Source organism: Xanthomonas sp. SHU 308, from assembly GCF_000364645.1.
Lineage (GTDB): Bacteria > Pseudomonadota > Gammaproteobacteria > Xanthomonadales > Xanthomonadaceae > Xanthomonas_A > Xanthomonas_A sontii.
The window spans coordinates 1-5,396 of record NZ_AQOK01000227.1; the positions used below are offsets into that span (position 1 = coordinate 1).

Annotated in this window: 7 protein-coding genes and 1 pseudogene; all 8 read left to right on the forward strand. The window is 71.3% G+C overall.

From position 1 onward, the window contains the following. Positions 1-134, forward strand: a pseudogene (locus D588_RS28800) (heme exporter protein CcmB); the annotation flags it as partial. 129 nt (positions 135-263) lie between these two features. Continuing rightward, a complete protein-coding gene (gene ccmC, locus D588_RS0108475) occupies positions 264-1,013 on the forward strand; it encodes a heme ABC transporter permease CcmC (RefSeq protein ID WP_010343777.1) in 750 nt (249 codons plus the stop codon). After that, the gene (gene ccmD / locus D588_RS0108480; RefSeq protein ID WP_017915657.1) at positions 1,010-1,186 is read left to right on the forward strand and encodes a heme exporter protein CcmD; all 177 of its coding nucleotides are present in this window, start codon (positions 1,010-1,012) and stop codon (positions 1,184-1,186) included. The genes ccmC and ccmD overlap by 4 nt, the downstream gene beginning before the upstream one ends. After that, positions 1,183-1,632 carry a cytochrome c maturation protein CcmE gene (gene ccmE / locus D588_RS0108485; RefSeq protein WP_017907307.1) on the forward strand — a complete coding sequence of 150 codons (450 nt, stop codon included), beginning with the start codon at positions 1,183-1,185 and terminating at the stop codon, positions 1,630-1,632. The genes ccmD and ccmE overlap by 4 nt, the downstream gene beginning before the upstream one ends. Positions 1,633-1,803: 171 nt before the next feature. Continuing rightward, positions 1,804-3,738 (forward strand): heme lyase CcmF/NrfE family subunit, encoded by a 1,935-nt coding sequence (locus D588_RS0108490; RefSeq protein WP_017915658.1) that lies wholly within the window; start codon positions 1,804-1,806, stop codon positions 3,736-3,738. Then, entirely contained in the window at positions 3,735-4,343 is a 609-nt protein-coding gene (locus tag D588_RS0108495) for a DsbE family thiol:disulfide interchange protein (RefSeq protein ID WP_026143515.1), read from the forward strand. The genes D588_RS0108490 and D588_RS0108495 overlap by 4 nt, the downstream gene beginning before the upstream one ends. Beyond that, complete coding sequence (locus tag D588_RS0108500; protein ID WP_017907310.1) at positions 4,340-4,798, forward strand: cytochrome c-type biogenesis protein; 459 nt, start codon at positions 4,340-4,342, stop codon at positions 4,796-4,798. The genes D588_RS0108495 and D588_RS0108500 overlap by 4 nt, the downstream gene beginning before the upstream one ends. 4 nt (positions 4,799-4,802) lie before the next feature. Further along, on the forward strand, positions 4,803-5,396 hold a 594-nt coding region (locus D588_RS0108505; protein ID WP_026143514.1), incomplete at its 3' end, for a tetratricopeptide repeat protein.

Genomic DNA, 5,396 nt, shown 5'->3' on the forward strand with positions numbered 1-5,396 from the left:
CCGGCAGCGTGGCGGCGGCGGCGCAGGGCCTGGATCCGGCCGGCGGCCTGCTGTTGCTGGCCGCGGGCCTGGTCGCGGGCCTGGTGCTGGCGCCGTTGGCGGCGGCCGCGGCGATCCGCATCTCGCTGAGCTGAGCCTTTTGGGGCAGCGCAGGCGCGACGGCGGCCGTACCATGCAAGCGCAGTGTTCCCTCGCCGTTCCGTCGTTGTCGCATCGAATGTTGTCGCATCGAAGCCCGCCTTCCGCCAGCTAGAATCGTCCGCATGGCCTCTCTCGTCCGCTGGTTCCACCAACTCGGTTCGCCGCCGACCTTCGATCGCTTCGCTGCGCGCTGGACGCCGTGGTGCTACCTGGCGGCGCTGCTGCTGGCCGGCGTGGGCATCTGGCAGGCCCTGTTCGTGGTCCCGGCCGACCGCCTGCAGAGCGACGCCTTCCGCATCCTCTACATCCATGTGCCCAGCGCCTGGATGAGCCTGTTCGTGTTCGGCCTGATGGCCGTGTACGCGGCCATCGCCCAGGTGTGGCGGATCAAGCTGTGCGAGATCCTGGCGATGGCCTGCGCGCCGATCGGCGCCGCCTTCACCCTGATCACCCTGCTCACCGGCAGCATCTGGGGCAAGCCGATGTGGGGCGCCTGGTGGGACTGGGACCCGCGCCTGACCACCGAACTGATCCTGCTGTTCCTGTACATCGGCGTGATGGGCCTGTACCTGGCCATCGAGGACCGGCGCACCGCCGCGCGCGCGGCCGGGCTGCTGGCCATCGTCGGCGTGGTGCTGCTGCCGGTGATCCGCTATTCGGTGGTGTGGTGGAACTCGCTGCACCAGGGCCAGACCATCCGCCTGTTCGGCCAGTCCAGCATGGACCCGAGCATGCTGCCGCCGCTGTGGCTGATGGTGGCCGCGACCAAGTTCTGGTTCGCCGGCTCGCTGCTGGCGCGCGCGCGCGCCGACAACCTGCGCCGCGAGGCCGGCAAGGACTGGGTGACGCAACTGGCGGAGGCGCGCGGATGAACTACCTGCCGTATGTGGTGGGTGCCTACGCGGTGTTCGCCGGGGTGCTGCTGGCCGATTTCGTGTTGGCGCGGCTGCAGGTGCGCGCGGCGCTGCGGGCGGCAAGGCTGCGCGCACAACGCAAGCGCCAGGCCAAGGCCGAACCAGCGCCGCCGCTGGAGCTGAGCCGATGAACCCGCAGCGCAAGCGCCGCCTGCTGTGGCTGATGCTGCTGGTGCTGGCCGCCGGCCTGACCACCACGCTGGTGGCGATGGCCCTGCAGCGCAATGCCGCCTACCTGTACACCCCGGCCGAAGTGCTGGCCGGCAAGACCGGCGCGCACGCGCGCTTCCGCCTCGGCGGCATGGTCGAGAAAGGCTCGTTCCAGCGCGCCCCGGGGTCGCTGGAGTCGCATTTCCGGGTCACCGACGGCGATGCGCAACTGACCGTGCGCTACGACCGGATCCTGCCCGACCTGTTCCGCGAGGGCCAGGCGGTGGTGGCCACCGGCAGTATGCACGACGGCGTGTTCGTCGCCGAGGACGTGCTGGCCAAGCACGACGAGACCTACATGCCGAAGGAGCTGGCGGACAAGATGGGCAGCGCGCATCGCAAGCACGATGTGGGGGCGATGCAGTGAGAGGCGGGAATCGGGATTGGGGAATGGGGAATCGTCGAAGCAAAAGCGCTGGCACGATCGTTGGCACCACCGAGCAGCGGCGACGGAACCCGGGGGGGCAGCCTTGCGCCATGTGCATCCCGCAATCCGCTGCGCGTCCCGCCCTACCCGCTCGCGCGTTCCGCAAGCACCATGCTGCCTGAGGTCGGTCAGCTCCTGCTGATCCTCGCCCTGCTCACCGCCGTGCTGCAGGCGCTGCTGCCGCTGGCCGGCGCGCAGCGCGGCGATGCGCGCTGGATGGCGGTGGCACGACCGGCGGCGTTCGCGCAGCTGGCCTTGGTGGCCGGCGCCTTCGCGATCCTCACCCATGCGTTCGTGACCCAGGACTTCTCGGTGGCCTACGTCGCCGAAAACTCCAACTCGCTGCTGCCGCTGGTGTACCGCTACTCGGCGGTGTGGGGCGCGCACGAGGGCTCGCTGCTGCTGTGGACGCTGATCCTGGCGCTGTGGACCGGCGCGGTGGCGCTGTACTCGCGGCGTCTGCCGGCGCACGTCGTCGCGCGGGTGATCGGCACCCTGGCGCTGGTCAGCGTCGGCTTCCTGGCATTCCTGCTGTTCACCTCCAACCCGTTCGCGCGGCTGCTGCCGGCACCGCTGGAAGGGCGCGATCTCAATCCGCTGCTGCAGGATCCCGGCCTGGTGATCCATCCGCCGCTGCTGTACGCCGGCTACGTCGGCTTCGCGGTGCCGTTCGCCTTCGCCATCGCCGCGCTGCTGGACGGCCAGGTGGACGCGCGCTGGCTGCGCTGGACGCGGCCGTGGACCAACGTGGCCTGGGGTTTTCTGACCATCGGCATCGCCCTCGGCAGTTGGTGGGCATACTACGAACTGGGCTGGGGCGGCTGGTGGTTCTGGGACCCGGTGGAGAACGCCAGTTTCATGCCGTGGCTGGCCGGCGCGGCGCTGCTGCATTCGCAGGCAGTCACCGAGAAACGCGGCAGCTTCGGCGCCTGGACCCTGTTGCTGGCGATCGCCGCATTCTCGCTGTCGCTGCTCGGCACCTTCCTGGTGCGCTCGGGCGTGCTGACCAGCGTGCACTCGTTTGCCGCCGATCCCGCCCGCGGCCTGTTCATCCTGGTGTTCCTGAGCCTGCTGTGCGGCGGCGCGCTGCTGCTGTATGCGCTGCGCGGCGGCCGCGTGGCGGCGGCAGCCGACGAGGCGCGGCAACGCTTCGCCCCGGCCTCACGCGAGACCCTGCTGCTGGCCAACAACCTGCTGCTGACCTGCGCCTGCGCGATGGTGCTGCTGGGCACGCTGTATCCGCTGCTGGCCGATGCGCTGGACCTGGGCAAGCTGTCGGTGGGGCCGCCCTACTTCGGCACCTTGTTCATCGTGCTGATGGCGCCGCTGGTGGCGCTGCTGCCGTTCGGCCCGCTGACCCGCTGGCAGCGCGAACAGGCGTCGCGGCCGCTGGCGCTGCTGGCACCCTGGGCCGGCCTGGCCCTGCTGGCCGGTGCGATCGGCTTCTTCCTGGCGCCGCAGGGCGCGTGGAAGACTGCTGCCGGCGTCGCCGCCGCGACCTGGGTGCTGCTGGGCACCGCGCGCTTCGTATGGAGCCGGCGGCAGCTCAAGGGCAGCCGCTTCACCGCCGAGATGCTGGGCATGACCCTGGCGCACACCGGCATCGCAGTGTTCCTGGCCGGGGCGCTGCTGGTCGAGGCGCTGGAGCAGCAGCGCGAAGTGGCGCTGGCGCCCGGACAGCACCTGGAGCTGGGCCGCTATCGTTTCGAGCTGCAGGGGCTGGACCAGCGCAAGGGCCCCAACTACGTGGCCGAACGCGCGCATGTACAGGTGCTGCGCGACGATCGCCCGCTGGCGCTGCTGCACCCCGAAAAACGCCTGTACGCCAGCGGCGGCCAGAACATGACCGAAGCCGGCATCCACCCTGGCCTGTTCGGCGACGTCTACGTCGCCCTCGGCGAGCCGCTGGGCGGCAACGCCTGGGCGATGCGCGTCCACGTCAAACCCTTCGTGCGCTGGATCTGGCTTGGCGCGGCGCTGATGGCGCTGGGCGGTTTCGTCACCGCCGCCGACCGGCGCTTCCGTCGTTCCCCGGAGACCCCCTGATGTCCGCTCCCGCTCCACGTCGCCTGCCGCTGCCCGCCATCCTGCTGGGTGCGCTGTTCTTCCTCGGCCTGCTGGCGTTGATGGTGTATGCGGTGCAGCGTTCCGGCAGCGCCGATCGCGACGCGCTGCCCTCGGCGCTGATCGGCAAGCCGGCGCCGGCGTTCGAACTGCCGCTGCTGCACGACGCCTCGATCCGCGTGCGCAGCAGCGAGTTGCTGGGCGCGCCGTACGTGCTCAACGTGTGGGGCAGTTGGTGCCCGGCCTGCCGCGAGGAACACCCGGTGCTGACCCGCTTCGCGCTCAGCAAGCGTGTGCGGGTGATCGGCTACGACTGGAAGGACACCCGCGAGGACGCGCTGCGCTGGCTGGAGCAGTTGGGCAATCCGTTCCTGGCGGTGCTGTTCGATCCCGAAGGGCGCACCGCGATCGACTGGGGCGTGGCCGCGGCGCCGGAGACCTTCCTGGTCGACGCGCGCGGCGTGGTGCGCTGGAAGCATGCCGGCCCGCTGACCGATGCGATCATCCGCGACGAACTGCTGCCGGCACTGGAGCAGGCCGAGCGCGACGCCCCGCCGACGCGCGCCCAGGGCAAGGCCACGCCATGAGCCAGCACCGCCGGCCCGCGCTGCGGCTGGGCCTGCTGGCGCTGCTGGCGTGGTCCACGCTGGCCGGCGCCGAACCGGTGTCCGATCCGACGCCGCTGGCCTACCGCTCCGCCGCCGAGGAGGCGCGCTTCCATGCGCTGACCGCGGAACTGCGCTGCGTGCAATGCCAGAACCAGTCGCTGGCCGACTCCCACGCGCAGATCGCCATGGACCTGCGCCGCGAAGTGCTGGAACTGATGCACCAGGGCAAATCGGATGCGCAGATCAAGCAGTTCCTGGTCGATCGCTATGGCGAGTTCGTGCTGTACCGGCCGCAACTGGAAGCGCGCACCTGGCTGCTGTGGTTCGGCCCGTTGCTGCTGCTGGCCGGCGGCGCCGTGGTGCTGATCCGGATGGTACGGCGGCGCGCGCCCGCGGCGACGGCGCTGCCGCTGCAGGACGAACAGGAATGGTGAGGCGATGCTGACTTGGGGCATGTCGGCTGCGGCGGTGGCGCTGGCGGCGCTGGTGTTCGCGGTGGTGCTGTGGCCGCTGCGCGGCGGCGGCCGCAACGGTGCGGTGCTGGCGGTGGCGATCCTGTCGCTGGGCGTGGCGACGGCGGCGCTGTACGCGTTGGTCGGCACCCCGCGCGCGTTGCAGGCGCAGAACCGCGAGGCACCACGCACGCTCGAGGATGGCGTGAAGCAATTGCAGGCGGCGCTGGCCAAGGATCCCAACCGGGCCGACGGCTGGGCCTTGCTCGGCCGTAGCCAGATGTCGCTGGGCCACAACGCCGAGGCCGCGGCCGCATTCGCGCGTGCGGTGCGCCTGGCGCCGGAACAGGCGCCGTTGCTGATCGAGGCGGCCGAGGCGCGGGCGATGGCCAACCCGCAACGGCAGTTCGACGACCAGGCGCTGGCCTGGCTGCAGCACGCCCTGCAATTGGCGCCGGGCAGCGAACGCGGCGCCTGGTTCCTCGGCATCGCGCAGCGCCAGCGCGGCCAGGACGCCGCCGCCGCGGCCACCTGGGAAGCGCTGTTGCCGCGCGTGGATGCGGCCACCGCCGCGGCGCTG